The organism is Corynebacterium sp. c24Ua_83 (genome assembly GCF_039907245.1).
Taxonomy (GTDB): Bacteria; Actinomycetota; Actinomycetes; order Mycobacteriales; family Mycobacteriaceae; genus Corynebacterium.
The window spans coordinates 131,743-154,703 of sequence record NZ_JASBOI010000002.1; the positions used below are offsets into that span (position 1 = coordinate 131,743).

Sequence of the window (22,961 nt, forward strand, 5' to 3'; positions counted from 1 at the left end):
GGCGTGGTCGCGAAGTTCCATTGTGGGGGTGTAAATGTCGGAAATGTTGCACTCCGGTTGGGTAAATGTCGGAAATGTTGCACTCCGGTTGGGTAAATGTCGGAAAAGTTGCACAACCTTGTCGGGGCGAATTTTCAATAGTGTAAAAGTGTAGGTCACGGGGGTGTTGCTGAAGGGGCCAATTCTGGAGGGGAGGCCTTTTGCAACTTTTCCGACATCTATGAAACGTGTGGTGTTGGTGTGACCAATAGCTTCTGAAGGATAGTGGTTGGTTGACGATGTGACGGCAGATAGTGGGTATTGGTCGGTGCTGGAGAGGCTGAATGTCGCTAGAACGAGAATCCGTTAATGGGATCAAATCCCAGTAAAGTAAAAGCCCAGGTCAGAGGGTTTTGATTTTCCGGAGTCGGCTGCGGCGCCGTGCGTATTCCCGTTCTAACGACATTTTGGCTCTATGGGAGCGGCGAAAGGGAACTAAAAGGGGCAGAAGAGGCCGGGATGGAAGTAAGGCGGAGGGACAAGAAAGGTGTAGGCGAGGCTGGCCGCGGTCAGACATAGGAAAACCCGCTGTCGCTCCTCCAAGGCGGTGGCTAGTACTTACTAGTAGCGCTAATGCCTACTAGTGCCTTCGGAAAACAACAGCGGGTGTGTCGGCCCGGCTTGCAGGCCAGCCAGGATGACCCGGCAAGTGTGGCCACCCGAGCCAGCGCCGCAGAAGCTAGTGTGGCCAGCCAACTAGCCGGCTGGCCCCGCAACAGCGTCAGTACTTAGTTTTCGCCTACTTGTCGCGGTCGGTGTTTGCCATAGCCAGGACGTCGAGACGCTTATCCAGCTCCTCCTCGGTCAGCTTCTCGCCGTCGACAAAGCCCAGGTCGATAACAGTCTGACGGATGGTCTTGCCTTCCTTCAGAGCAGTCTTAGCAACCTTCGCCGCAGCCTCGTAGCCAATAGCAGAGTTCAGCGGGGTGACGATGGACGGGGAGGACTCAGCCAGAGTGCGCATACGCTCCTCGTTCGGCTCGATGCCGTCGACCAGCTTCTCCGCAAATACGCGGGCGGTGTTGGCCAGCAGCTTCGCAGACTCCAGCACGTTGCGGGCCATCATTGGGATGTACACGTTCAGCTCGAACGCACCCTGGGAACCGCCGAAGGCAACGGCAGCGTCGTTACCGATGACCTGTGCAGCGACCTGGGTTGCAGTCTCACACAGAACCGGGTTGACCTTGCCCGGCATGATGGAGGAGCCCGGCTGCAGGTCCGGCAGGTGGATCTCGCCCAGGCCGGTCAGCGGGCCGGAGCCCATCCAGCGGATGTCGTTGGCGATCTTGTTCAGGGAGACAGCGATGGTGCGCATAGCGCCGGAGAACTCAACCAGGCCATCGCGGTTAGCCTGTGCCTCGAAGTGGTTCTCTGCCTCGCGCAGCTGCTCCACGCCGGTCAGCTTCACCAGCTCGGCGGTCACGTTGGCGCCGAAGTCAGCCGGGGTGTTCAGACCGGTGCCGACTGCGGTGCCGCCGATCGGCAGCTCACCCAGCCGGGGCAGAGTGGCCTCAACGCGCTCGATGCCTGCCTCGATCTGGCGGGCGTAGCCGGAGAACTCCTGGCCCAGGGTTACCGGGACGGCGTCCATCAGGTGGGTACGGCCGGACTTCACGACCGTCTCCCACTCCTTGGCCTTCTTGGCCAGGGACTCCTGCAGCACCTTCAGACCCGGGATCAGGTCGTTGACGGCAGCCTGGGTTGCGGCTACGTGGGTGGCAGTCGGGAACGTATCGTTGGAGGACTGACCCATGTTCACGTGGTCATTCGGGTGGATCTCCACGCCGTTGTTCTTGGCGATGGAGGCGATGACCTCGTTGGTGTTCATGTTGGAAGAGGTACCGGAGCCGGTCTGGAACACGTCGATCGGGAACTCAGCGTCGTGCTTGCCCTCGCCGATTTCCTTGGCGGCGGAGATGATGGCATCCGCCTGCTCGTCGGTCAACAGGCCACGGTCCTTGTTCACCTGCGCGCAGGCCGCCTTCAGCAGACCCATCGCGCGGATCTGTGCGGACTCCAGCGGACGGTCGGAGATCGGGAAGTTCTCCACCGCACGCTGCGTCTGCGCACGCCACAGAGCCTTCGCGGGAACCTTAACCTCGCCCATCGTGTCGTGTTCAATGCGGAATTCTTGCTCGGTCATTCTTTCATCACCTTTATCTTCTAAGCTTTTTGACGCCTCCCGCTTCGAACCCACCGAAGGACTCAAAGTCGGGAACCGTGGGAAAGCGGATTGTCTTTCGTGCCCCGCACGGACACCGCCCAATCTACCTAAAAGGCCTGCTGTACGGCGGCGGCGTGGGGGCGTCATAAAAAGAGTTAGTTACGGGTGTAATCCAGCACGGAGTAGGACTGCAGCTTCGCCAGCTGGTGCTGCGACTCGATGAAGCGGATTGTGCCGGAGCGAGAGCGCATAACCAGGGAACGGGTGGTGGCGGAGTTCTGGTGGTAGGAGACACCGCGCACCATGTCGCCGTTGGTCACGCCGGTGGCCACGAAGTAGCAGTGCTCGGAGTTCACCAGGTCGTTGGTGGTCAACACGCGGTTGAGGTCGTGGCCTGCGTCGAGAGCCTTCTGGCGCTCGGCCTCGTCCTTCGGCCACAGCTTGCCCTGGATCTCGCCGCCCATGCACTTCATGGCGGCGGCGGCGATAACGCCCTCCGGGGTGCCGCCGATGCCCATCATGATGTCCACGGAGTTGGTGGAGGTGTCCTGGGCAGTTGCCACAGCACCTGCCACGTCGCCGTCGCCGATCAGGCGGACCTTCGCGCCGGCCTCGCGGATTTCGCGGATCAGATCCTCGTGGCGTGGGCGGTCCAGCACGACGACGGTGATGTCGCCCGGGACGGTGCCCTTGGCCTTGGCGACGGCGTTGATGTTGTCGGCGACCGGAGCGTCGATGTCCACCTTGCCCACGGCCTCCGGGCCGACGGCGATCTTCTTCATGTAGAACACGGCGGACGGGTCGTACATGGATCCGCGCTCGGCGGCGGCGATTACGGAGATTGCGTTCGGGCGGCCCTCGGCCATCAGGGTGGTGCCGTCAACCGGGTCGACTGCGATGTCCACCGCCGGGCCGTTGCCGGTGCCGACCTGCTCGCCGTTGAACAGCATCGGGGCTTCGTCCTTCTCACCCTCACCGATCACGACAACGCCGTCCATTTCCACGGAGTTGATCATCTGGCGCATCGCATCCACGGCTGCGCCGTCACCGGATTCTTTCTGTCCACGGCCAACCCACTTGCCGGAGGCGAGGGCGGCGGCTTCCGTCACGCGGACCAGCTCCATCGCCAGGTTGCGGTCCGGAGCCTCCGGGTTGGGGGAGACAGCAGGGATGTGCTCAGTAGACATGATCTTCAAGCTCTTTTCTGTTGCTGATTGGTGGCTGATAGGTAATTGTTTCCACTCTTCTTCCATTGTGCCTCATTTACCCCGGGCGCTGTCTGATGCTGCGCCTTATGTTTCGCCGTCCAGCCCTGCCTAGGGTTGGGTTCCGCCCTGTGCAGGGCTGATTTGGCCAGGCCAGCGGTGGCAATGCGATAATGGCGGGCGTGCAGATTCAAAAACCCCGTGCGTTTCAATCCACCAAGGACATTGTGCTTTCCCTGGTGGTGCTGTTGGTTGCCATGTTCCTGACGGTCGGGTTTACGGGCCTGTGCTCCTATAACCCTGGAGAGGCTGATCGCTCGGGCCCTGTGCAGGAGGTCGACAAGGATACTGTGCTGCAGATGGATGCCCGGACCTTCGACTTCCCGATCCGTAATCCGGAGATGCCGGAAGGCTGGGTGGCCAACTCCGCCCGTCGTGTGATGGTCGGCGGCGAGCCGTCGAGCCTGGTCGGTTGGGTTATTAACGGGGAGAACTACATTTCCTTGACCCAAACCGGTGCCGACTTTAAGGCTGCTTCTCAGCCTGATGATTCCGTGCGGGAAGAGACTGGCACGGAGACCACGGGGGACGTCGAGTGGCACGTCTTCACCGGCGAGGATGCTCGCCCGCTGTGGGTTGCTGACCTGGGGGATGTGCGCTTGGCTATTGAGGCGATGGCCTCCCACGAGCAGACTCGCACTGCCGCGGAGAAGATCGCTGCGACGGAGCCGATCGACGTCACCGACGCTTCCGACGCTGACGCTAACGAAGCGACCGTCGAGCCCAGTAGCGGCGAAACAGCTAACTAGCCCCTGGCGCTAGCTCGCACGCTAGCTCTCGCTCTGCGCCGCGGCGTTGCGGGCCTCGCGCTGTTGTAGGGCTTGCTCGATGCGCTTGGACGCGCCGTTGAGGTAGTCCTCGCAGTACGCGGCCAGCTCCTCGCCGCGTTCCCAGTAGTTCAGCGACTCGTCGAGGCTCATCTGCCCGAGCTCGAGGATCTTCACGACCTCCACCAGCTCGTCGCGTGCCTGCTCGTAGCTCAGCTGGTCGAGCGGGCGAAACTTCTGCTGATCGCCGTTGTTGGTGTTGTTAGTGCCGTTGCTGGTGTTGTTGTCCGCCATCGTTTTACGCCTCTCCTGTGCTGTTCTCGGTGCTGTCGGTACTGCCGGTACTGTCTGTCGTGTTGCTGTTTCTATTCATGACGCCCCCAGGCGCCGCCTGCACGCCCATTGCCGCGGCCGTGATGGATCCGTCGGGGACACGGATGCGAAGCTGCGAACCGGGGTCAACCTGATCCACCGTGGTGACCACTTGGGCTCCCGACTTGTCGCGCGGAATAACCTGCACGATGGAATAGCCACGCGCGAGGGTCTGGGATGGCCCCAGGGCGTTGACCTGTGCCTTCAGCGACTCGATCGAGGAACGCAGTGAGCGGACATGCACCCCCAGGGCACGGTCCTTGCGCTGCAGAGCTTCCGCGATGATGTCCTTCTGGCGGGTGACCGGCAGGCTGGGATCCGCCATCACAGGCCGGGTGCGGATCTGCGCCAGCCCCTTACGTTCGTGCGCCACCCAATTACGCAGGGCCCCGGCGCCGCGCTGGCGTGCTTCGCTGATGATTCGCAGCTCCTGAACCACATCCGGGACTACCGTCTTGGCCGCATCTGTGGGAGTGGCCGCGCGTACGTCGGCCGCGTAGTCCAGCAGGGGATTGTCCGGCTCGTGCCCGATGGCCGACACCACTGGGGTTCTCAGTCGGGATACTTCGCGCACCAGTGCTTCCTCGGAGAACGGCAGCAGGTCTTCCACCGAACCACCGCCACGGGCGACGATGATTACGTCGACCGCCGGGTCTTGCTCCAGTTCGTGTAGAGCATCGACGACCTGCGGAACCGTTTTCGGGCCTTGGACGGCGGTGTTAATCACCCGAAAGCGCACTGCGGGCCAGCGGCGCTTGGCCACCTCCATCACGTCCCGCTCCGCCGCCGAACCACGACCGGTAATCAAACCAACGGTGGTGGGCAGGAAGGGCAGGGGAGCCTTCAGGCGGGGATCGAAAAGTCCCTCGGCGAACATGGCCTTCTTCAGCTGTTCGATCTGCGCGAGTAGCTGGCCGATACCGACCTGCCGGATTTCCGTGACCCACAGGGAAAAGCTGCCGCGCTTGGAATAGAACGATGGCTTACCGTGCACGACGATGCGGTCGCCGTCTTTCACTGGCGTGGCCAGGTTCTTCAGCGCGCTCGTCTCCACGGTCAGGGAGACCGAAGCTTCCAGGTTCACGTCGCGCAGGGTGATGTAGGAAAACCGCCAGGTACTCTTCATGTTTACCTGTGTGACCTGGCCTTCGACCCAGATGAACCCCAGCCTTTGGATCCAGTTCTTCACCTGGTCGTTTAGCTGCCCGACCGCCCACGGGGCCTCAGGGGAGTTTGGAACACTCATGGTTAAGCATTCTAAATGACGGCCCGGACGCCAGGGGATGGGCACTGTCAGGTACTTCCATTACGATGGGGCACATGACTACCCCAACTACCGAGGCAACTGCCGATACTAAGAAGGTTTATCTAGCTGCCCCGCGCGGTTATTGCGCCGGAGTCGACCGCGCCGTCGAGTCCGTCGAGAAGGCTTTGGAAAAGCACGGTGCACCGCTGTACGTACGCAAGGAAATCGTGCACAACAAGCACGTTGTGAAGACTTTCGAGGATCGCGGCGTGATCTTCGTCGACGAGACCTCGGAGGTCCCTCGCGGTTCCAACGTGGTGTTTTCGGCGCACGGTGTATCGCCCGCGGTGCACGAGGAGGCACGCCAGCTCGAGCTGAAGACTTTTGACGCCACGTGCCCGCTGGTCACCAAGGTTCACCACGAGGTCACTCGCTTCGCTAAGCAGGGATACCAGATCATCCTGATCGGCCACCACGGCCACGAAGAGGTCGAGGGCACCGCGGGTGAAGCCCCGGACGTCGTCCACCTGGTCGACGGCGAGGAAGACGTGAATGCACTGGACTTCCCGGAGGACACGAAGCTGGTGTGGCTTTCCCAGACCACCCTGAGCGTGGACGAGACCATGACCACCGTGAAGCTGCTGCGCGAGAAGTTCCCGCACATCCAGGATCCGCCGTCCGATGACATCTGCTACGCCACTCAGAACCGCCAGGTGGCGGTTAAGGCCATTGCGCCAAAGGTGGAGCTCATGATCGTGGTCGGTTCGCAGAACTCCTCCAACTCCAAGCGCCTGGTGGAGGTAGCCCTGCAGCACGGTGCGCAGGATGCCCACCTGGTGGACTACGCAGAGCAGGTCGATCCCGCTTGGCTGGATGGCGTGACGCATGTCGGCGTGACCTCGGGCGCATCGGTGCCGGAGATTCTTGTTCGCGGTGTGCTGGAGCTGCTGGCGGAGCGGGGCTATGGCGAGGTGGAGGAAGTCACCACCGCCACGGAGGACCTGATCTTCTCCCTGCCACGCGAGCTGCGTCCGCCGCGGACCCAGAAGTAAACCAAATCCGATAGGGGGCGCAAACCGCAGAGCGCCAAAGCCAGATCAGCTAGTCGCGCTCGTCGTCGAGGTAGCGCTTGGGGGACATGCGCCGCTCCGGGAAGGGGACCCGGCGGCGCTGAGCGTTCTCGCGCAATTCTTCAGAGCTGCGGGTTACCCGCTTGGCGCTAGAACGGACGTCATCGGTGCCGGAGCGTTCTTCGAACCGCAGGAACTCCTCGTCCCTATCGAAACTCCTGTCGGAATCCCTATCCAAGCTCCTGGCGGCGCGCTCCTGGTAGGGGGCAGGAATCGAATCTCCGCCCCGCGGGATGCGGGTTACACGCTGTGCCGTCCGCTCTGAACGCTCCCGCGGTTCGTAGCTGGGGGCGTCATCAACAGAACGAGCACTCCTGCGCGTGTAGCTCCGAGCGTGCGAACGCTTCTGTGCGCGACCGTAGGTCTCAATGTTGCTGCGGTCGGATTCGCTGCGACGTCGGCGCTGCATCTCCAGCTTCGCGGCCTTGCGGGTGAGGGACTCGCGGAAGTTCCACCAGCGGAAAACCGCGATACCCACCGCGATGAGGAAGGGGATCAGCAGCCAAAGGTAGTGCTCGATGGCGGGGTAGATAGAGGTGATGACTTTCGTCTTTCGGCTGGCAATCGTCGCCCTTCCGGAACTGAACCAGCCAATCAAAAGCGACCCGAACAGGTAAAACAGCGGGAACGAGGCGACGGTGATGAAGAGCCCGCGCGGTTCGACGAAGATTGTGGAGGCAATCATCCCGACAGCGAAGAGTCCGAAGAAAAGAGTCGGGATCGTGGTATCGCCATTGGCGAGCACCAAGCCGGTGAAGACAATGGCCAGCATTACCAGTGCGGGCGCCCAGACGGGGAACCAGTGCGCCGGTGAATCATCGTGCGCCACCTCAGCCATGCCGCGGCTGCGTACGCCACGGTGCGCGGAGCGGCTGTTGCTTCTGTGTCGGCTGCTTTCGGTCACGGGGTAATGCTACTTCTTTGGTTCGCTCTACTCGTTATTGCCACGGAGGGACTTATAGATTGACTGCACCCTACCGCGGATCTGTGCTCTCTTGTCGCTGAGGGATGACGCCCTCTCGCCTCCGTCGGCTGCCGCCTCCGCAGGATTTTCGCTGACCGCTGTGGCGGTAGTGGCATTGGAGGAATCAGCAGAATCAGGCTTTTCGGAGCTGTTCAGTATCGTGGCCTTGCGTAGCTCCTGCCAGCGTTGGGCGGCACGTTCCGACTGTTCGCCTGTGAGGGAACCGGCGGTGGTAGCAAATTCGATGTCCTGGGAGGTTTTCTCGCCCGTGGCGAGGTCCGTCAGGTCGCCCATGTAACGCAGGATGACCGCGATCATAGCGGCGCACGGCACGGCCAGGAAGGCGCCGATGATGCCGAACAGGGTGGAGCCCAGAGTGACGGAGAGCAGGATGATGACGGGGTGAACGTTCATCGCGCGGGACTGCAGCACCGGCTGCAGGATGTTGCCCTCTAGCTGCTGGACGGCAATGACCAGGAGCAGTGCCATAACGGCGGTGTTGAAGTCGACTGCCACCAGTGCGATCAACACGGACAGGGCGCCGGCGACGAATGCACCGACCATGGGGATGAAGCCACCGAAGAACGTCAGGATAGCCAGCGGGCCGGCCAGTGGCACGTTCAGCAGGACTAGGCCCAGACCGATGAAGATAGCGTCGATGGCGGACACGATGGCCTGGGTGCGGATGAAGCCGCCTAGCGTGTTCCAGCAGCGGGTCAAGACCTCAGTGAGGTGCCAGCCGACACGGCGGCCGGTCACGCGGCGCAGCATCGGCAGGAAGTTCTCTCCGTCCTTCAAGAAGAAGAACGTCAGAACCAACATCACGAAGAGAGTGACCAGCAGGGAAGCAGTCTCCGTGCCGAAAGCGGCAATGCTGGTTGCGATATCGCCGGACTTGTTCTGCAGCCAGTCGGTGATCTGCTGAACACCGTCGTTGAACTGGCTTTCCTGCAAGTTAACGGGAGGACCTTGCAGCCAGTCCTGGATCCGGCCGATGCCGTCGCTGGCCTGGTTGACGATAGTCTTACCCTGGTCCACGGCACTGGGCGCGATGGCGGCGAAGGTGCCGATGATGAGGGCGAAGAAGCCCAGGATAGAGATCAGCACAGCCAAGCTGTTGGGGATCTTTAACTTGCGGAGCAGGCGCACGATCGGCCACAGCACGGTACATACGATCACCGACAGGCAGACCGGCAGAATGCCGGCCCAGAGCTTGCCGAATACCTGGAAACCTAGGTAGAGAGCCGCAGCGATGATGATGAAGCGCAAGCACCAGCCTGCAAACCAGCGACCCGTGGTGCCGATGACCTCCGCACGGTCGCGTAGTTCAGGGTTCAGCTCCTCATCTATGGGAGACTTCTTGGCTGGTTTCTTGGCCTTCTTTTTAACCTTTGCGGCATGAGAACGAAGGCCGGGGTGATCGTCGGTCTCTGTCTCCCCATCCGGCTCGTGATCTTCATCCAGTGGCTTCTCCGTGCCCGTTGTGGCGCGGGCTGTGTTGCGCTCCTGGACGTAGGAATCCCCCTTTTCCTCCACGGTGGGGGAAGTTTCCGCCCGCCTGTCCTCGACCAGCTCGGCCTCGGGGGAATCAGGACTTACGGTTGGGTGCTTGGCTGCCTGCGGTTCGTCAGCGAACCGGCTGTTGCCGAGGCGTTCTTCGTCTCTATCGTCACCCGGGATTGGGATGTTTTCCGTATCCATTCGATGGGAACCCGCGATAAAGTCTGCAAAATCACGGCCATCCTTACGAGGAAAGGACCTGTCGTGGGGGTTCTGGGAGTTCATTCTCCCCATTCTGCCTCACACAGGTCCAAAACGGGAGTTTATGACGCACCCCGGGGCGTGTTATTCGGCGGCCTAATGCGCCACGGAGGATGTGTTCACCTGGAGTAGGGACTCGTTGTCCGTGCCGGGAGCAGAACCCAGCTCGCCAGTGGTGGCGTCATCAGTCTTGGCGAGCATAAGAATCGCTGCAACGAGCCCACCCCAGATCACGATAATGAACAGGGCCATCAGGAGAATTGCGGGGCCGGTCATGACAGTTCCTTTCCATTGTTAGCGCCGTTGTTAGAACCGGAGGCAGAGGTAGCAGAGGTAGCAGAGGTGGCTGCAGCTGTAGAGCCATTAGCGAGCGGGTTTGGTGTGTGGTTCGGTCGGCCCTTTGGCGGCACTCCGTAGTCCGAACTCGGCAGACCATCGAGGAACAGATTGCCGCGGAAAGGCACGAAGCTCCATACCACCGCGCCCAGGCCGATGATGATGAGCACCAACCAGCCATAAGCGAAGATCGTTCCGGAAGCGTAGCCCTCGTAGCCTTCGGAGAGGAGAGTACGAATCTCCTCGAACAGGAAGTAGAGAAGTACTACAGGAGTGATGGCGAAGACGCATGCCTTCCACGCGAGGCCGAGGCGCAGCTCCGAAACAGCGTTGAGGTGCTGTGCCATCTCGTTACGGCGCCCCTGAACCCAGCCAATGGTCAGAACCGCGGCGACGGCGCAGATCACGATGCCCAGGTTGTTGGTGAACTTGTCCATGATGTCCAGGGTGATCAGTCCGGACGTGGTGGAGAACAGTAGGCAGGAGACAATGGCCATGACGCCACCGATGCTGATCGAAGCGACCTCACGAGTCAGGTTCAGCTTGTCCTTCACAGCGGAGATGACAACCTCCATGATGGAGATGAGCGACGTAATGCCAGCAAGGAACAAGGAGCCGAAGAACAGCACGCCGAACAGGGGTCCCGCCGGCATTTCGTTGATGATGGTCGGGAAGGCAATGAACGCCAGGCCGATGCCGCCGGAGACCGATTCCTCGACGGAGGTGCCAGACTGGACAGCCATGAACCCCAGGGTGGCGAACACGCCGATGCCGGCCAGAACTTCGAAGGAGGAGTTAGCGAAGGCCGTGACCATACCGGTGCCGGTGAGGTTCGTGCGCGGCTTGAGGTAAGAGGCGTAGGTCATCATGATGCCGAAGCCGATGGACAGGGAGAAGAAGATCTGGCCATAAGCGGCGATCCATACGGAAGTATCGGTCAGTACGCCCCAGTCCGGAGTGAAGAACGAATTCAGCCCCTCGGCGGAACCATCGAGGAACAGGGCTCGCACCACCATGACGATGAACAAAACGATAAGTACCGGTACGAAGAACATGGTGACGCGGCCGATGCCTTCGTTGATCCCGCGTGCCAGGGTGAAGATACAGACCACCCATACGGCGACCATGACCAGCAGAACCGGGATGACGAAGTCGCCTGTCCATACGGAGGAATCGTCGACCTTCAGGAAGTCGCCCATGAAGTAAGTCTCTGCGTCTTCACCCCACGTCTTGCCAATGGACTTCCAGGTGTAGAGGCCCGCCCAGGCGATGATGGCGGCGTAGTAGACCGCAATGAAGAAGTTCACGCCCACCTTCAGCCAACCGATCGGCTCTGCGTACTTGCTGGTGCGGCGGAATGTCAGGGGAGTGGAGCCGCGGAAGCGGTGGCCCATGGCGAGATCGAACCAGAGTAGCGGAATACCCGCGGTGAGAAGTGCGACCAGGTAGGGAATCAGGAAGGCGCCGCCGCCGTTCTCGTAGGCGACGTAGGGGAAACGCCAAATGTTACCCAGGCCGACCGCAGAGCCAATTGCGGCCATGAGGAACACGAGGCGGGTGTTGAATGTTTCCCGTCTCTGACGGGTGCTAGCTTCAGGCGAGGAGGATGAAGTGGTCATTGAGGTGCAACTTTCTAGCAGGCATCTCGCAAGGCGAAGAATTAACAGAAGAGGCTTAATGGGTGGTAAAGCCTCAAGTTTTTCTAAGGTGCATTTACTATATGACCGTTGAAAGGTTCTGATAGTGGGTTTTCACAATTCTTTCCCGAGATTGACTACCCAATGAAGGGGCGGGGGTAGCCGGTCTGGGGTATGTGGGGGTACTGGAGCGGCTTTGGGTGGGCAGCGGTGGGCGTCAAAAAGAAGCAATAAGTATGGCAATAGAGGCAATAGAAAGGGCGCATTGGAGGCAGTGACGGCCGGGCGATAGGATGGGGCACGTGACTCTTACTCTTGGAATTGTTGGCCTGCCCAACGTGGGCAAGTCCACGCTGTTTAACGCCCTGACCCGCAACGATGTTCTGGCTGCGAACTACCCGTTCGCGACTATTGAGCCCAACGTGGGGCTGGTGGAGTTGCCGGACCCACGCCTGACGCGCCTGGCCGAGATCTTCGAATCCGAGCGCATCTTGCCCGCGACTGTGTCCTTTGTGGACATTGCCGGCATCGTGAAGGGCGCCTCCGACGGCGAGGGTATGGGTAATGCCTTCCTGGCGAATATCCGTGAGGCGGACGCGATCTGCCAGGTGGTGCGTGCGTTCTCCGACGACAACGTGATCCACGTCGATGGACGTGTGGATCCCGCCAGCGACATTTCCGTCATTGAGACGGAGCTGATCCTGGCTGACCTGCAGACGGTGGAGAAGGCTCTGCCGCGCCTGGAAAAGGAAGCGCGCAAGAACAAGGATCTAGCCGAGCAGGTCGAGGGGGCTAAGAAGGCTCAGGCGATCCTGGAGGATAGCCGCACGCTGTCGAGCGCCGCGGCGCAGGGGGAGATCGACCTGGCGACCGTGCGCGACCTGCACTTCCTGACGGCCAAGCCGTTCCTGTACGTGTTTAACTCCGACGAGTCTGTGCTGACCGATGACGCGAAGAAGGCGGAGCTGCGCGAGCTGGTGGCTCCTGCGGACTGCGTGTTCCTGGACGCCGCGACGGAGGCGGACCTGCTGGAGCTGGACGACGAGGAGGCGGCTGAGCTGCTGGAATCCGTCGGGCAGACTGAGCCGGGGCTGCAGACCCTGGCCAAGGCTGGTTTCGCAACGCTGGGCCTGCAGACCTACCTGACCGCCGGGCCGAAGGAGGCCCGTGCATGGACGATCCACAAGGGTGACACTGCGCCGCAGGCAGCCGGCGTGATCCACACGGACTTCGAGAAGGGCTTCATTAAGGCCGAGATCGTGGCCTTTGAGGACCTGGACGAGCTCGGTTCCATGGCGGAGGCTCGCGCCCACGGCAAGGTGCGCCAGGAGGGTAAGGATTACGTGATGGCCGACGGTGACGTGGTGGAGTTCAAATTTAACGTGTAGTGCTTAACCTCTGCGATGAACTCTTTGATCCCGGGACGTGATGAGGACTGGGGCTATTGTGCTCCCCCGAACGCTACGGCCCGGGGGCACGAGGCTGTGTCGCAGGTGCAAGCGAGAGGACCACTAGCGAAACACAGACCGCTGAGTCGACGCAGTCACGGTAAAGACGGAGCCGTCTAGGCGGTGCTCGAGGTTGCGCGAGATACGGTGACGCTGGGCGTCGGTAAGCGATGCGCATTCGGCGACATCGATGGAAAGCTGGACTTTGCCGTCCGTCGTGTTGACGCCCTGGCCGCCCGGAGTCGACGATTTCGCGAAACGCTCCGCGAGATCGGTGGCGATGACCGCACCGTCGGGGATCCCCGGGCCGGGCGCTATGGTCATGTCGTTCATGCCGCCCAGCCTAGGTGCCCACAACCCTTTCTCGTCTCGGCGGAAGCGGAGACCGCGTCGCGACGGCCGGGATCCAGCCTCAGTATTATCCTCGTCACCGGTTGATTCGAACGCTTTTTGCTCCTCCTTCTCCCGTCGGGCTTCGATTTCAGCGGCCTCCGCAGGTGGCAGTGATCGCTGGATCCGCTCGAACTACCGGTTCCGATCAGCGGTCGAAGGATTTTCGCAGCAGCCGGACCTGCGGCGCCGGTGCCGCCGCCGTAGCCTGACGAGCATCCCCGCCATGACGGCCATCACGACGGCGGTCCCGGCACCGATGATCCAGGGATTACCGAGGAGCCCACCGACGCCTGCGAGTGCTCCGCCCGCCGCGATGAACGGCAGGCCGCAGCAGAGCAGCGACGGAAGCGCGCAGCATGCCAGCAAGAGCAGCCCGGTCACTGCAGCGACGACGGGACCGGCGCGCCATTCGTCGCGGTCCTGATCGGCGCTCATCGTCTGCTTCAGGATGAGATCTCCCCGATTGCCTGCGTTGCCGTTCATGCGCAGCACGACAGCAGCGACGGGTCGGTGGTGAAGGCCTTCGCGGCGATCCGGATGCCCTCGGCCATGGTCAGGTAGGGGGCCCAGGCGTTGGCGACCTCGGCGACGGTCCTGCCGAGCACGTGGACGCCTGCGGCGGCGAGCTCCCCGGCGTCCTTGGCGACGGCGGTCAGGCCGAGGATCTCTTTCGTCTCGGCGTTCACGACGATCTTGATGAACCCGCGGGTGTCGCGGTTCACCAAGGCGCGGGGCACGTGGTGCAGGGGCAGGACGCGGCAGTCGCAGCGGATCCCCGCGGCGAGGACGTCCTTCTCGGTCATCCCGACCGCGCCGATCGCGGGCCCGGTGAACGTCACCCGCGGCAGGCGGGCGTAGTCGACGGACCGGTCGGCGTCGGCGAACGCGTTCTCGGCGACGAGGGTGCCGTGGTGGGCGGCGACGTAGACGAACTCGGGGTGCCCGGTCACGTCGCCCGCGGCCCAGACCCGCGGGTTCGAGGACTGCAGCCGGTCGGAGACGACCACCTCGCCGGAGTCTCCGGTATTCACCCCGACCGCATCGAGGTTCAGGCCATCGGTGACGGGACGGCGTCCGAGGGCGACCAGGACCTGGTCGGCGCGGAACTCCTGCGAGCCGCCGGACAAGGCGGCGGTCACGACGGCCTCGCCTCCCGTGCCGCGGGAGACCCGGGTGGGCACTGCGCGGCTGACGACGCGGATGCCCTCGTCGGCGAACACCTCCTGGAGCGCCTTCGACACCTCCGGCTCCTCCTTCGAGGCGAGCCGGGACCGCACGAGCAGCGTGACCTGCGAGCCGAGGCGGGCGAACAGCTGCGCCTGCTCCAGGGCGACGTAGCCGCCGCCGAGCACCAGCAGCGACTCGGGGACCTCCGTCAGCTCCATCGCCGTGGTCGAGGTCAGGTATCCGGTCTCCTCCAGGCCGTCGATCGGCGGTGCCCACGGGCGAGAACCAGTCGCGACCAGGTAGTGGTGGGCCTCGATGGTCTCGACGCTTCCGTCGGATCCGGCAACATCGAGAACCGGCGCATCAGGGGTGCCCACGAACGAGGCGTCGCCGCGGAGGACCTGCCAGCCGTAGGAGTCGGCGACGTCGGCGTACTTCTCGCCGCGCAGCGACTCCACCAACGCTTGCTTCCCAGCGATCAGCGCGGGCATGTCGACGGGATCCGCCGTCGTCGCGATCCCGGGGAACCGGGTTGCGGCGTCGACCGCGACGTGCCGCGCGCCGGCCGCGGCAATGAGCGCCTTCGACGGGACGCAGCCCGTGTTCACGCAGGTGCCGCCGAGCGTCCCGCGCTCGATCATCACCACCGACTTCCCGAGCGTGCTGGCGCGGATCGCAGCGGCGAACGCGCCGCCTCCCGATCCGATGATGGCGAGATCGTACTTCGTAGGCATCGCTACTCCTGTCAACTCTTGGCTTTCTGCTCTGTCTCAGCCATACTGGACCTTCCAGTGCAGGGGAAGGTCAAGCGCGGCCACGGAGGGAGACAGCAATGTGGATCGGAGAACTCGCCGAGAGGGCGGGCACTACCGCGAAGACCCTTCGCTTCTACGAGGAACAGGGCCTTCTACCCCCGACCGAGCGCACGCCGTCCGGATACCGCGACTACGCGCCCGAGACGGTCGCTCGGATCGACTTCATCCACCGCGGCCAGGCCGCGGGCCTCACCCTCGCCCAGATCCGCCAGATCCTCGACATCCGCGACGGCGGCCATGCGCCCTGCGGGCACGTGCGCGACCTGCTTGACGTGCGCCTCGCTGAGATCGAGCAGCAGATCGCGCAGCTCTCCGTGCTGCGCGACACTATCGCGGACCTTAGCCAGGACGCCGCGCACCCGGATCCTGAAACGTGCAGCACCGATCAAGTGTGTAGGTACTTGTAGACGGCGGGAGTCAATGACTCAAACGCTACAACCCCGATATGCGCTAGCGCATGTCGATGCCGCCGGTGCCCACCTCGATGATTTTGGTGGTGGCCGCGATAGCACACAGCAGCGGCATCGGGGCGGAGGCCTGCAGTGCGAAGTGGTGGACTCGGAAGGACGCGTTGTTCACGCCGATTTCGTCCGCAGCCTGGGTGATCTCCAGACGAGTCTTGGCGATCTTTTCCGCAGATGGCCCGCACTAGCTGCCGAAGGCGTAATGCCCGAAGCTTAAGAAGCCGATCGCTTTCATTGAATAACACTCCTTTTGATGGTGTTAACGAGAGGGGGTAACTTTGCAACGACATACCGTTGAGTTCAAATTTAACGTGTAACGTTATTGACGTTTCGCGTTATGGGGGATAGGGTGAAGCATGATCCAGTCGTTCGCTGACAAGGACACTGAGCGTCTGTGGAATCGAGAGCGGGTTCGCTCGATCGATTCCCGCATTCACTCAGTAGCGCTGCGTAAGCTTCGCCAGCTTGGGTACGCGCAGACTCTTGATGAGTTACGGATTCCCCCGGGAAACCGGCTTGAGGCGTTGAAAGGTGATCGGCGGGGTCAGTTCAGCATTCGAATCAACGACCAGTGGCGGATCTGTTTTCGGTGGTCCGCTGCGGGGCCAAAGGAGGTTGAGATCGTTGACTACCACTGACAAGCTCCCTCCGGTTCACCCCGGTGAGATCCTAATGGAGGACTTTCTCAAGGGAATGGGGATCACCCAGCACAAGCTCGCCGTCTCCATCGGCGTTCCGCCCCGCCGGATCAACGAAATTGTTCACGGTAAGCGCGCTGTAACCGCTGACACGGCCCTTCGTCTAGCGAAGTTTTTCGAGATGAGCCCCCAGTTCTGGCTTGGGTTGCAGACCCAGTACGACCTGGATGTGGCAGAAGACAAAATCCTCGCCGAGATCGAGCGGATTCAGCCGGTCCAAGCTGCTTCGGCGTAGGCCGCACCTAGGGAATTTGGGGCCGTTGCCTCATCGCTTTCAGCTCCGAGCGCCGCTTCTTTGCTTCGAGACGGCGCCGTACCGAGCCCCTCGTCGGCTTCGTTTTGTGCCGCGGGGGAGGGGGCGGAGCTAGGGCCTCGCGCAACAGGGCGGCCATGCGTTCGCGTGCCTCAGCTCGGTTGCGCACCTGCGACCGCTGGGTCGACGCAGACACGGTGAGGACGGAGCCGTCCAAGCGGTGCTCGAGGTTGCGCAAGATCCGGCGGCGTTGGGCGTCGGTAAGCGATGCGCTTTCAGCGATATCGATGGAAAGCTGGACCTTGCTGTCGGTCGGGTTGACGCCCTGGCCGCCCGGACCCGACGACTTCGCGAACCGCTCCGTTAGGTCGGCAGCGGTGATGACTGCACCGTCGGGGATCCCCGGGCCGGGCGCGATGGTCAGGTCTTTCATGCAGCCCAGTCTAGGTGCCCTACGAGTCGTTCTTGTCTCGGCGGAAGCGGAGACCGCGTCGCGACGGACGGGGTTCAGCCTCAGAATTATTCTCGTCGTCGGTTGAGTCGAGTGCTTTTTGCTCTTCCTTCTCCCGTCGGGCTTCGATTTCAGCGGCCTTCGCAAGTAGCCGGTCGTCGTTCATGTCGCGAATTTTCTCGGTGGCTTTCTGCGCCTGATCCACCGCAGCCTGACGGGCGCAGTTCGCGACATTGACTGTGTCTCCCGCTAGCGACATCACAGATTGACGCCAGCCTTGGACCTAGAGACGCTCCGCGTAGTGTAGCTAGTCCCCGGGGTTACCCACGCAGAACTCGTTGCCTTCCGGGTCCTGCATGACAGTCCACACCAATCCCGGCGCCTCGTGGGTGGTGAGTTCGGTAGCGCCTAGGTCTTTGAGGCGTTCTATTAAAGTTTCGCGCTCCGCCCCGCCAACGTCGATGTGCATGCGGTTTTTCCCAGGTGTCGGATCCTTGATGCGCTGAAATCCCAGCGCCGGGGTGGAATCAACCATCACAAAATCGCCGTAATCCGCGGCGATTTCGCATCCGGTTGCGGCGGACCAAAACTTGGCGAGCTTTGAGGGATCGTGGCAGTCGAAGGTGATCTGCCGGATCGTGAGATTGGCATCATTCATGGTCTCTATTATGAGGATGGGATCTGACGCTTGCTACGTGCATTTCTAAATAGCATTCTTTAGCGCTTCGCGGATTGCCTGGGACCGTGACCATCCGTGGGCGGCTGCGTATTTGTCGAGGTCCAAGATTTCGCGAGGAGAGAGCCGAATGGAGATAACCTTCGCAGTATCTTCGTTGCGAGGTTTCCTTCCTCGTCGACGAAGTATTTCTACGTCGTAGCCTTTCTCGGCTTCGGTTACCCACGCATCGATTTGCTCTTCGCTGACTGGCTTTCCGTTGATAGTTTTCATGAACATAATCGTAATACGGAAAAGGGCTTGGCGGCTCGGGGGAGGTTATAGTCTTTCGACAATCCGTGGAGTTCAAGTTCAACGTTTAACGCGGGCAGCCACCGCCGGATTCTCGGTGGCGATTCCGGCCTGAACCTCGGGGACATTGTCGCGCTTCCTCATTTACGTGAGCTCCGCGACTCCGGCCAGCTCACCGCTACCCCCATCTTCGATAGCTTGAGCGAGCTCGACCACGACCATCTGATCTGGTGCACTGGTTTCCGTCCGGCCCTCAGTCCATTCCGCCACCTCATGCGTGGCCGCGAAACCGCAGTGAAGAATCTGCATCTAGTCGGTTATGGCAACTGGACCGGCGACGGATCGGCAACCCTGATGGGTGTGGGGCTCTTTGCCAAACACACTGCCCAGGTAGTCGCGGACCGTGTCGATGAAGCTCGGCAGCAAAAGTTTTGAGGCGACGCTTGGTCCCTAAGCAGCTCGATCCTTCCAAGATCCGCGCTGGAGAGCCAGCGCGCTGGGCGAAGGTGTGTCTCAGCGCTTCGCTTGCGCAGCCCGCAGGCCGTTCAAAATCACGATGACCTCGGCGACCTCGTGAACCAACACGACGGCGGCCAGACCCAGCACGCCGCTGATCGCCAGCGGCATCAACACGATGATGATGGCCAGAGACAGCACGATGTTCTGGTTAATAATCCTGCTGCCTCGACGGGCGTGCTGCAGCGCCTGCGGGATCAGTCGGAGGTCGTGGCCGGTGAAGGCGACGTCAGCGGACTCGATTGCGGCGTCAGAGCCGGTCGCTCCCATCGCTATGCCCACCGTCGCGCCCGCCAGCGCAGGAGCGTCGTTGATGCCGTCGCCAATCATCGCCGTCGGCGTCTTGGAGGAGAGTTCGGCGACGATGCTTGCCTTGTCCTCCGGGCGAAGCTCGGCGCGCACGTCGTCGATTCCGGCGATTTCAGCCAGCGCCCGGGCGGTGCGAGTGTTGTCGCCGGTGAGCATGCTCACTTCCACGTCGTTGGCGTGCAGGGTCTGCACGGCTTCGGGCACCTCGGGCCGCAGCTCGTCGCGGACCCCGATCGCCCCAGAGAGGGCGTCATCGACGGTGACAAGGACGCAGGTCTGGCCCTCGGACTCCATGCGCTCAACGTCTGCCTTTAGTGGCCCGGCGTCGATCCACCGGGGGCTGCCCACCAGCACCCGTCGACCTTCGACAGTGCCGCCGATGCCATGTCCGGCTTCCTCGCTGATATCCAAGGCGGTGGGCGCTTCGGGCTCCGCTGCCACGATCGCCGCGGCGAGGGGGTGCGTCGATTGCTGCTCAACTGCCGCCGCGAAGGCAAGCACCTGCGCCCGATCGAATCCGTCTGCCGGGACCACGTCGGTAACCTCGGGCTGGTTGCGGGTAAGGGTTCCGGTCTTGTCCACCGCCAGGTGACGGATGCCACCGAGTCGCTCGAACGCCGCGCCGGACTTGATGACCACGCCGAACTGGCTGGCCGCGCCGATGGCGGCTACGACCGTCAGCGGCACGGAGATTGCCAGCGCACACGGGGATGCTGCGACCAGGACCACCAACGCTCGGGTGATCCACGTCTCGGGGTTGCCCAGCAGCGAGCCGATCACGCCGACCAGCACCGCCAGGATCATCACCCCGGGCACTAGGGGTTGGGCAATTCGGTCGGCGATCCGGGCGCGGTCGCCCTTTTCCGCCTGCGCCTGCTCGACGAGGTCGACGAGTGTGGTCAGCGAGTTGTCCGTTCCAGCTGCGGTCGTCTCGACCTCCAGCACACCGGCGGAGTTGATCGCTCCCGCGGGTACCTCGTCGCCGGGCGCAACCTCCTCCGGAATGGATTCTCCGGTGATCGCTGAGGTGTCAAGGCTGGAGCGTCCGGACCGAATGATGCCGTCCGTGGCGATCCGCTCCCCGGGGCGTACGACCATTAGCTCGCCAACCTCAAGGTCCTTCGCAGCGACCTCGGCCGTAGTACCGCCGCGCAGCACGGTCGCGGTTTGCGGTACCAGCTTCAACAGTGCCCGCAGTCCGCCTTGGGCCCGGTCCATTGCCTTGTCTTCCAGCGCCTCGGCGATCGAGTACAGGAACGCTAGCGCCGCGGCCTCTCCGACGTAACCGAGGATTACCGCGCCGACCGCGCTGATCGTCATCAGCAAACCAATGCCGAGCTTGCGCTTCGTGACAAGGTTTCGGATCGCGCCGGGCGCGAACGTATACGCCCCTAGCAGCAGGCCGACCCAGAACAGTACTGTCGCGGGTGTCTCTACCCCGGACCAGTCCAGCGCCAGACCTATGCCGAGGGCTACGCCGGAGAAGATCGGCAGTAGCAACTCGGGGTCCTTCCACCATGGCCGATCGAGTTCTTCGATCTCTGTGGCGGGTTCGTGTGCGCATCCACACGCCGAGCTCATGCGTCCGCTCCCTTCTCGCCGCAGCCGGGCACCGAGCATTCAGGGTCGATGCACGGGGCGTTTTCGTCGACAGCCAACGTCGCGTTCACCAGCGCGTTGAGCGCTGCCGCGAGGTGCGGATCGGCGATTTCGTAGCGTGTCTTGCGGCCCTCCGGCTCGGCGACGACGATGCCGCAGTCGCGCAGGCAGGTCAGGTGGTTCGAGACGTTCGAGCGGGTCAGGTCCAGGTCGCGCGAAAGCACGGCCGGGTAGCTCGGGCCGTCGAGTAGTGTCATCAGGATTCTGGAGCGCGTCGGATCCGCCATGGCCCGGCCGAGCCGGTTCATGACGTCGAGGCGTGAAACAATGGTCAGCATGTGCTGAACAATACATCGTGTGCTGAACTATTCAAAATGCGCTGAACTGACAGTTACGCGAAGGTCCTGCGACCTGCAAGAATTAGTCGATGGGATAGCAGATGACTGATCCTTTGTGGTTCGGCTGCCACCCAACGCGGGAGCGACGTGGGCGGCGAGGTTCTCGAGAAAGTAACTTTGCAACTACATACCGTCGAGTTTAAGTTCAATGTGTAGCTAAGGGCCTTATTAATAGCGTTTGACAACACGCGCTCCTATTTACCTTCGTATCTCACGAGACGCTGACGTGGATGGCCTCACCATCGACCGGCAGCGTCAGGACTGTGAAGCCATTGCAAAGCAGCGTGGCTTGCACGTTGGACATAGGACATAACTACGTCGATCAGTCCATTTCCGCGTCAAAGAAGAATGTGGCTCGCCCCGACTACGACGCCATGGTGGCGTCCTTTGAACGCGGCGAAATCGACGCGATCATCTGCTGGGACCTCGAACTACCCGCCCCACGTCGGTGGATAGTCCGATCGGTCGGACAAAATTACTCCCGCACCACAGCGTAATCAGGGGTGCACCTTAAAAACATCCGGAGGTGGGGGTAACTCCCCCTCGTTGCCCAGAGACAAAATACGCCAGTGGCGTCTGTACGACGAGCCGAAAGTAGGACAAATTCCAATCCAGAGAGGTCTTGCACTGTTGCGGTGCGGTTGTCTTCTTTCTCACCGTATTGGACCCTGCGAAATTAATTGGATACGATAGGCCCATGTTGATTTCAGGTTCCGTTTTCATGCGGCCGCTCACCAGCCGCTAAGGCGGTTTTCTCCCTCCCGCAGGTTAGAAACCGCTCCGGTCCTTTAGCCGGGCGGCCATTTGCCATGCCCGGCTTCGTTTCAACTCCACGGAGCACACCTGATGTCTACATACGGATACGGCCGTCACGAACATGGCCAAAATTTTCTCACAGACCACAAGATCATCAACTCCATCGTCGATCTTGTAAAACAATCCTCTGGCCCCATCATTGAGATCGGGCCAGGAAGCGGTGCCCTCACTCACCCGCTATCCCGCTTGGGGAGGCCAATAACGGCAGTTGAGGTAGACGCAAAACTAGCTGCCAAACTCACAAAAAAGACCGCCTCGGCGTCGGTCGAAGTGGTCCATGATGATTTCCTTAACTTCCCGTTACCCGCCACTCCCTGCGTCATTGTGGGAAACATTCCCTTTCACCTCACCACTGCCATTCTTCGAAAGTTGTTGCATGCGCCGGCATGGACTGACGCTGTACTCCTCATGCAGTGGGAAGTCGCTCGCCGCCGGGCCGGGGTAGGCGCAAGCACAATGATGACGGCTCAGTGGTCCCCATGGTTCACATTTCACCTTGGTTCCCGAGTACCAAGGTCTGCTTTCCGGCCACAGCCAAACGTTGACGGGGGGATCTTAGTGATCCGCCGGGTGGGTGACCCGAAGATCCCGATAGAGCAGCGCAAAGCCTTTCAGGCGATGGTGCACACCGTTTTCACCGCCCGGGGACGCGGGATAGGGGAAATTCTCCGAAGGGCAGGGTTGTTTTCATCACGTTCAGAGACACAATCATGGTTGCGCTCGCGAGGAATCGACCCCGCAACCCTACCTCCCAGATTGCGCACCAGCGACTGGATCGATCTCTTCCAGGTGACTGGTTTCTCTCCACCGCGCCATCGGCCCATTTCACAATCGGGAAGTAGTCAACGCCCTCCTCAACGGAAAAAACGAGGCCGGCGGCGGTAATCCCCCCACCACCAAAACCGAAATCCACCAGTAGTAGTGAACGACCCATGCTCGTCTACCGTGAGCCGCGTTATGACAGTGACGTGTTCTCGTCGGGCACA

The 22,961-nt window shown here is 61.8% G+C and carries 25 protein-coding genes and 2 pseudogenes; 9 read left to right on the forward strand and 18 right to left on the reverse strand.

The genetic code is table 11. The features are described 5' to 3' along the window. Positions 1–778 precede the first annotated feature (778 nt). Entirely contained in the window at positions 779–2,182 is a 1,404-nt protein-coding gene (locus QKE30_RS02185) for a class II fumarate hydratase (RefSeq protein WP_049049125.1), read from the reverse strand. Positions 2,183–2,358: 176 nt separating this feature from the next. Continuing rightward, positions 2,359–3,390, reverse strand: a complete 1,032-nt coding sequence (glpX, locus tag QKE30_RS02190) for a class II fructose-bisphosphatase (protein ID WP_035012344.1) — start codon at positions 3,388–3,390, stop codon at positions 2,359–2,361. Positions 3,391–3,581: 191 nt separating this feature from the next. On the opposite strand from glpX, the gene QKE30_RS02195 reads away from it, so the two are divergent. Next, positions 3,582–4,217: a DUF4245 domain-containing protein gene (locus tag QKE30_RS02195; RefSeq protein ID WP_239200254.1), complete on the forward strand. Its 636-nt coding sequence runs from the start codon at positions 3,582–3,584 to the stop codon at positions 4,215–4,217. A 21-nt stretch (positions 4,218–4,238) separates the two neighbouring features. On the opposite strand, the gene QKE30_RS02200 is transcribed toward QKE30_RS02195, so the two are convergent. Together QKE30_RS02200 and xseA are read right to left on the reverse strand one after the other, a co-directional pair. After that, positions 4,239–4,529 carry an exodeoxyribonuclease VII small subunit gene (locus QKE30_RS02200; protein ID WP_239200251.1) on the reverse strand — a complete coding sequence of 97 codons (291 nt, stop codon included), beginning with the start codon at positions 4,527–4,529 and terminating at the stop codon, positions 4,239–4,241. A 4-nt stretch (positions 4,530–4,533) separates the two neighbouring features. Then, positions 4,534–5,853 carry an exodeoxyribonuclease VII large subunit gene (xseA, locus tag QKE30_RS02205; RefSeq protein ID WP_239200248.1) on the reverse strand — a complete coding sequence of 440 codons (1,320 nt, stop codon included), beginning with the start codon at positions 5,851–5,853 and terminating at the stop codon, positions 4,534–4,536. A gap of 65 nt (positions 5,854–5,918) precedes the next feature. Here xseA and QKE30_RS02210 point away from each other — a divergent pair, with 65 nt between their 5' ends. Further along, complete coding sequence (locus tag QKE30_RS02210) at positions 5,919–6,905, forward strand: 4-hydroxy-3-methylbut-2-enyl diphosphate reductase (RefSeq protein WP_347933984.1); 987 nt, start codon at positions 5,919–5,921, stop codon at positions 6,903–6,905. A gap of 49 nt (positions 6,906–6,954) precedes the next feature. Here QKE30_RS02210 and QKE30_RS02215 read toward each other — a convergent pair whose 3' ends face one another. From QKE30_RS02215 to QKE30_RS02230, 4 genes are all read right to left on the reverse strand, one after another. Further along, a complete protein-coding gene (locus QKE30_RS02215) occupies positions 6,955–7,887 on the reverse strand; it encodes a DUF6542 domain-containing protein (protein WP_347933985.1) in 933 nt (310 codons plus the stop codon). A 27-nt stretch (positions 7,888–7,914) separates the two neighbouring features. Beyond that, the gene (locus tag QKE30_RS02220; protein ID WP_347933986.1) at positions 7,915–9,732 is read right to left on the reverse strand and encodes an AI-2E family transporter; all 1,818 of its coding nucleotides are present in this window, start codon (positions 9,730–9,732) and stop codon (positions 7,915–7,917) included. Positions 9,733–9,804: 72 nt separating this feature from the next. Next, positions 9,805–9,984 (reverse strand): methionine/alanine import NSS transporter subunit MetS, encoded by a 180-nt coding sequence (gene metS, locus QKE30_RS02225; RefSeq protein WP_347933987.1) that lies wholly within the window; start codon positions 9,982–9,984, stop codon positions 9,805–9,807. Beyond that, positions 9,981–11,663 carry a sodium-dependent transporter gene (locus QKE30_RS02230; protein ID WP_347933988.1) on the reverse strand — a complete coding sequence of 561 codons (1,683 nt, stop codon included), beginning with the start codon at positions 11,661–11,663 and terminating at the stop codon, positions 9,981–9,983. Before QKE30_RS02230 ends, metS begins: the two co-directional genes overlap by 4 nt. 320 nt (positions 11,664–11,983) lie before the next feature. Here QKE30_RS02230 and ychF point away from each other — a divergent pair, with 320 nt between their 5' ends. After that, on the forward strand, positions 11,984–13,069 hold the full coding sequence (gene ychF, locus QKE30_RS02235) for a redox-regulated ATPase YchF (RefSeq protein WP_347933989.1): 1,086 nt from the start codon (positions 11,984–11,986) through the stop codon (positions 13,067–13,069). Between the two features lie 3 nt (positions 13,070–13,072). Here ychF and QKE30_RS02240 read toward each other — a convergent pair. The 3 genes and pseudogenes from QKE30_RS02240 to merA form a co-directional block, all read right to left on the reverse strand. After that, positions 13,073–13,462 (reverse strand): annotated as a pseudogene (locus tag QKE30_RS02240) (peptide chain release factor I). Positions 13,463–13,654: 192 nt separating this feature from the next. After that, positions 13,655–14,005, reverse strand: coding sequence for a hypothetical protein (locus QKE30_RS02245; RefSeq protein WP_005293255.1), 351 nt, complete (start codon positions 14,003–14,005; stop codon positions 13,655–13,657). Continuing rightward, positions 14,002–15,423 carry a mercury(II) reductase gene (gene merA / locus QKE30_RS02250; RefSeq protein WP_034978272.1) on the reverse strand — a complete coding sequence of 474 codons (1,422 nt, stop codon included), beginning with the start codon at positions 15,421–15,423 and terminating at the stop codon, positions 14,002–14,004. The genes QKE30_RS02245 and merA overlap by 4 nt, the downstream gene beginning before the upstream one ends. A 98-nt stretch (positions 15,424–15,521) precedes the next feature. On the opposite strand from merA, the gene QKE30_RS02255 reads away from it, so the two are divergent. Continuing rightward, positions 15,522–15,911: a heavy metal-responsive transcriptional regulator gene (locus QKE30_RS02255; RefSeq protein WP_005293249.1), complete on the forward strand. Its 390-nt coding sequence runs from the start codon at positions 15,522–15,524 to the stop codon at positions 15,909–15,911. Positions 15,912–15,957: 46 nt separating this feature from the next. Here the strand turns inward: QKE30_RS02255 and QKE30_RS02260 are convergent. Beyond that, positions 15,958–16,203, reverse strand: a pseudogene (locus QKE30_RS02260) (alkane 1-monooxygenase); the annotation flags it as partial. A gap of 121 nt (positions 16,204–16,324) precedes the next feature. Here QKE30_RS02260 and QKE30_RS02265 point away from each other — a divergent pair. Beyond that, on the forward strand, positions 16,325–16,606 hold the full coding sequence (locus QKE30_RS02265; RefSeq protein WP_347933990.1) for a type II toxin-antitoxin system RelE/ParE family toxin: 282 nt from the start codon (positions 16,325–16,327) through the stop codon (positions 16,604–16,606). Between the two features lie 34 nt (positions 16,607–16,640). Beyond that, on the forward strand, positions 16,641–16,901 hold the full coding sequence (locus QKE30_RS02270) for a HigA family addiction module antitoxin (protein WP_049049231.1): 261 nt from the start codon (positions 16,641–16,643) through the stop codon (positions 16,899–16,901). A 7-nt stretch (positions 16,902–16,908) separates the two neighbouring features. On the opposite strand, the gene arfB is transcribed toward QKE30_RS02270, so the two are convergent. From arfB to QKE30_RS02290, 4 genes are all read right to left on the reverse strand, one after another. After that, positions 16,909–17,352 carry an alternative ribosome rescue aminoacyl-tRNA hydrolase ArfB gene (gene arfB / locus QKE30_RS02275; RefSeq protein ID WP_347933991.1) on the reverse strand — a complete coding sequence of 148 codons (444 nt, stop codon included), beginning with the start codon at positions 17,350–17,352 and terminating at the stop codon, positions 16,909–16,911. A 19-nt stretch (positions 17,353–17,371) separates the two neighbouring features. Next, positions 17,372–17,575 (reverse strand): hypothetical protein, encoded by a 204-nt coding sequence (locus QKE30_RS02280; protein WP_347933992.1) that lies wholly within the window; start codon positions 17,573–17,575, stop codon positions 17,372–17,374. A gap of 102 nt (positions 17,576–17,677) precedes the next feature. Beyond that, entirely contained in the window at positions 17,678–18,028 is a 351-nt protein-coding gene (locus QKE30_RS02285) for a VOC family protein (RefSeq protein WP_347933993.1), read from the reverse strand. Between the two features lie 45 nt (positions 18,029–18,073). After that, the gene (locus tag QKE30_RS02290; RefSeq protein ID WP_080716819.1) at positions 18,074–18,319 is read right to left on the reverse strand and encodes a ribbon-helix-helix protein, CopG family; all 246 of its coding nucleotides are present in this window, start codon (positions 18,317–18,319) and stop codon (positions 18,074–18,076) included. 216 nt (positions 18,320–18,535) lie between these two features. On the opposite strand from QKE30_RS02290, the gene QKE30_RS02295 reads away from it, so the two are divergent. Next, complete coding sequence (locus QKE30_RS02295; RefSeq protein ID WP_011273879.1) at positions 18,536–18,772, forward strand: hypothetical protein; 237 nt, start codon at positions 18,536–18,538, stop codon at positions 18,770–18,772. Positions 18,773–18,850: 78 nt separating this feature from the next. Here the strand turns inward: QKE30_RS02295 and QKE30_RS02300 are convergent, their stop codons facing one another. Next, positions 18,851–20,743 carry a cation-translocating P-type ATPase gene (locus tag QKE30_RS02300; RefSeq protein WP_347933994.1) on the reverse strand — a complete coding sequence of 631 codons (1,893 nt, stop codon included), beginning with the start codon at positions 20,741–20,743 and terminating at the stop codon, positions 18,851–18,853. After that, on the reverse strand, positions 20,740–21,099 hold the full coding sequence (locus tag QKE30_RS02305; RefSeq protein ID WP_005293231.1) for a metalloregulator ArsR/SmtB family transcription factor: 360 nt from the start codon (positions 21,097–21,099) through the stop codon (positions 20,740–20,742). Before QKE30_RS02305 ends, QKE30_RS02300 begins: the two co-directional genes overlap by 4 nt. Before the next feature lie 290 nt (positions 21,100–21,389). Here QKE30_RS02305 and QKE30_RS02310 point away from each other — a divergent pair, with 290 nt between their 5' ends. Beyond that, the gene (locus QKE30_RS02310) at positions 21,390–21,656 is read left to right on the forward strand and encodes a recombinase family protein (RefSeq protein ID WP_005293226.1); all 267 of its coding nucleotides are present in this window, start codon (positions 21,390–21,392) and stop codon (positions 21,654–21,656) included. A 349-nt stretch (positions 21,657–22,005) separates the two neighbouring features. Beyond that, the gene (gene erm, locus QKE30_RS02315; RefSeq protein WP_065422277.1) at positions 22,006–22,860 is read left to right on the forward strand and encodes a 23S ribosomal RNA methyltransferase Erm; all 855 of its coding nucleotides are present in this window, start codon (positions 22,006–22,008) and stop codon (positions 22,858–22,860) included. Positions 22,861–22,961 lie beyond the last annotated feature (101 nt).

Bases quoted from the DNA above. Each gene is read 5' to 3' on its own strand.
- QKE30_RS02200 (WP_239200251.1), bottom strand. From the start codon at position 4,529: ATGGCGGACAACAACACCAGCAACGGCACTAACAACACCAACAACGGC.
- QKE30_RS02300 (WP_347933994.1), bottom strand. From the start codon at position 20,743: ATGAGCTCGGCGTGTGGATGCGCACACGAACCCGCCACAGAGATCGAA.
- QKE30_RS02255 (WP_005293249.1), top strand. From the start codon at position 15,522: ATGTGGATCGGAGAACTCGCCGAGAGGGCGGGCACTACCGCGAAGACC.
- QKE30_RS02185 (WP_049049125.1), bottom strand. From the start codon at position 2,182: ATGACCGAGCAAGAATTCCGCATTGAACACGACACGATGGGCGAGGTT.
- QKE30_RS02230 (WP_347933988.1), bottom strand. From the start codon at position 11,663: ATGACCACTTCATCCTCCTCGCCTGAAGCTAGCACCCGTCAGAGACGG.
- glpX (WP_035012344.1), bottom strand. From the start codon at position 3,390: ATGTCTACTGAGCACATCCCTGCTGTCTCCCCCAACCCGGAGGCTCCG.
- erm (WP_065422277.1), top strand. From the start codon at position 22,006: ATGTCTACATACGGATACGGCCGTCACGAACATGGCCAAAATTTTCTC.
- QKE30_RS02270 (WP_049049231.1), top strand. From the start codon at position 16,641: ATGGAGGACTTTCTCAAGGGAATGGGGATCACCCAGCACAAGCTCGCC.
- QKE30_RS02210 (WP_347933984.1), top strand. From the start codon at position 5,919: ATGGGGCACATGACTACCCCAACTACCGAGGCAACTGCCGATACTAAG.
- xseA (WP_239200248.1), bottom strand. From the start codon at position 5,853: ATGAGTGTTCCAAACTCCCCTGAGGCCCCGTGGGCGGTCGGGCAGCTA.
- QKE30_RS02245 (WP_005293255.1), bottom strand. From the start codon at position 14,005: ATGAACGGCAACGCAGGCAATCGGGGAGATCTCATCCTGAAGCAGACG.
- QKE30_RS02285 (WP_347933993.1), bottom strand. From the start codon at position 18,028: ATGAATGATGCCAATCTCACGATCCGGCAGATCACCTTCGACTGCCAC.
- merA (WP_034978272.1), bottom strand. From the start codon at position 15,423: ATGCCTACGAAGTACGATCTCGCCATCATCGGATCGGGAGGCGGCGCG.
- QKE30_RS02305 (WP_005293231.1), bottom strand. From the start codon at position 21,099: ATGCTGACCATTGTTTCACGCCTCGACGTCATGAACCGGCTCGGCCGG.
- metS (WP_347933987.1), bottom strand. From the start codon at position 9,984: ATGACCGGCCCCGCAATTCTCCTGATGGCCCTGTTCATTATCGTGATC.
- QKE30_RS02220 (WP_347933986.1), bottom strand. From the start codon at position 9,732: ATGAACTCCCAGAACCCCCACGACAGGTCCTTTCCTCGTAAGGATGGC.
- QKE30_RS02290 (WP_080716819.1), bottom strand. From the start codon at position 18,319: ATGAAAACTATCAACGGAAAGCCAGTCAGCGAAGAGCAAATCGATGCG.
- QKE30_RS02310 (WP_005293226.1), top strand. From the start codon at position 21,390: ATGGCCTCACCATCGACCGGCAGCGTCAGGACTGTGAAGCCATTGCAA.
- QKE30_RS02195 (WP_239200254.1), top strand. From the start codon at position 3,582: ATGGCGGGCGTGCAGATTCAAAAACCCCGTGCGTTTCAATCCACCAAG.
- arfB (WP_347933991.1), bottom strand. From the start codon at position 17,352: ATGAAAGACCTGACCATCGCGCCCGGCCCGGGGATCCCCGACGGTGCA.
- QKE30_RS02265 (WP_347933990.1), top strand. From the start codon at position 16,325: ATGATCCAGTCGTTCGCTGACAAGGACACTGAGCGTCTGTGGAATCGA.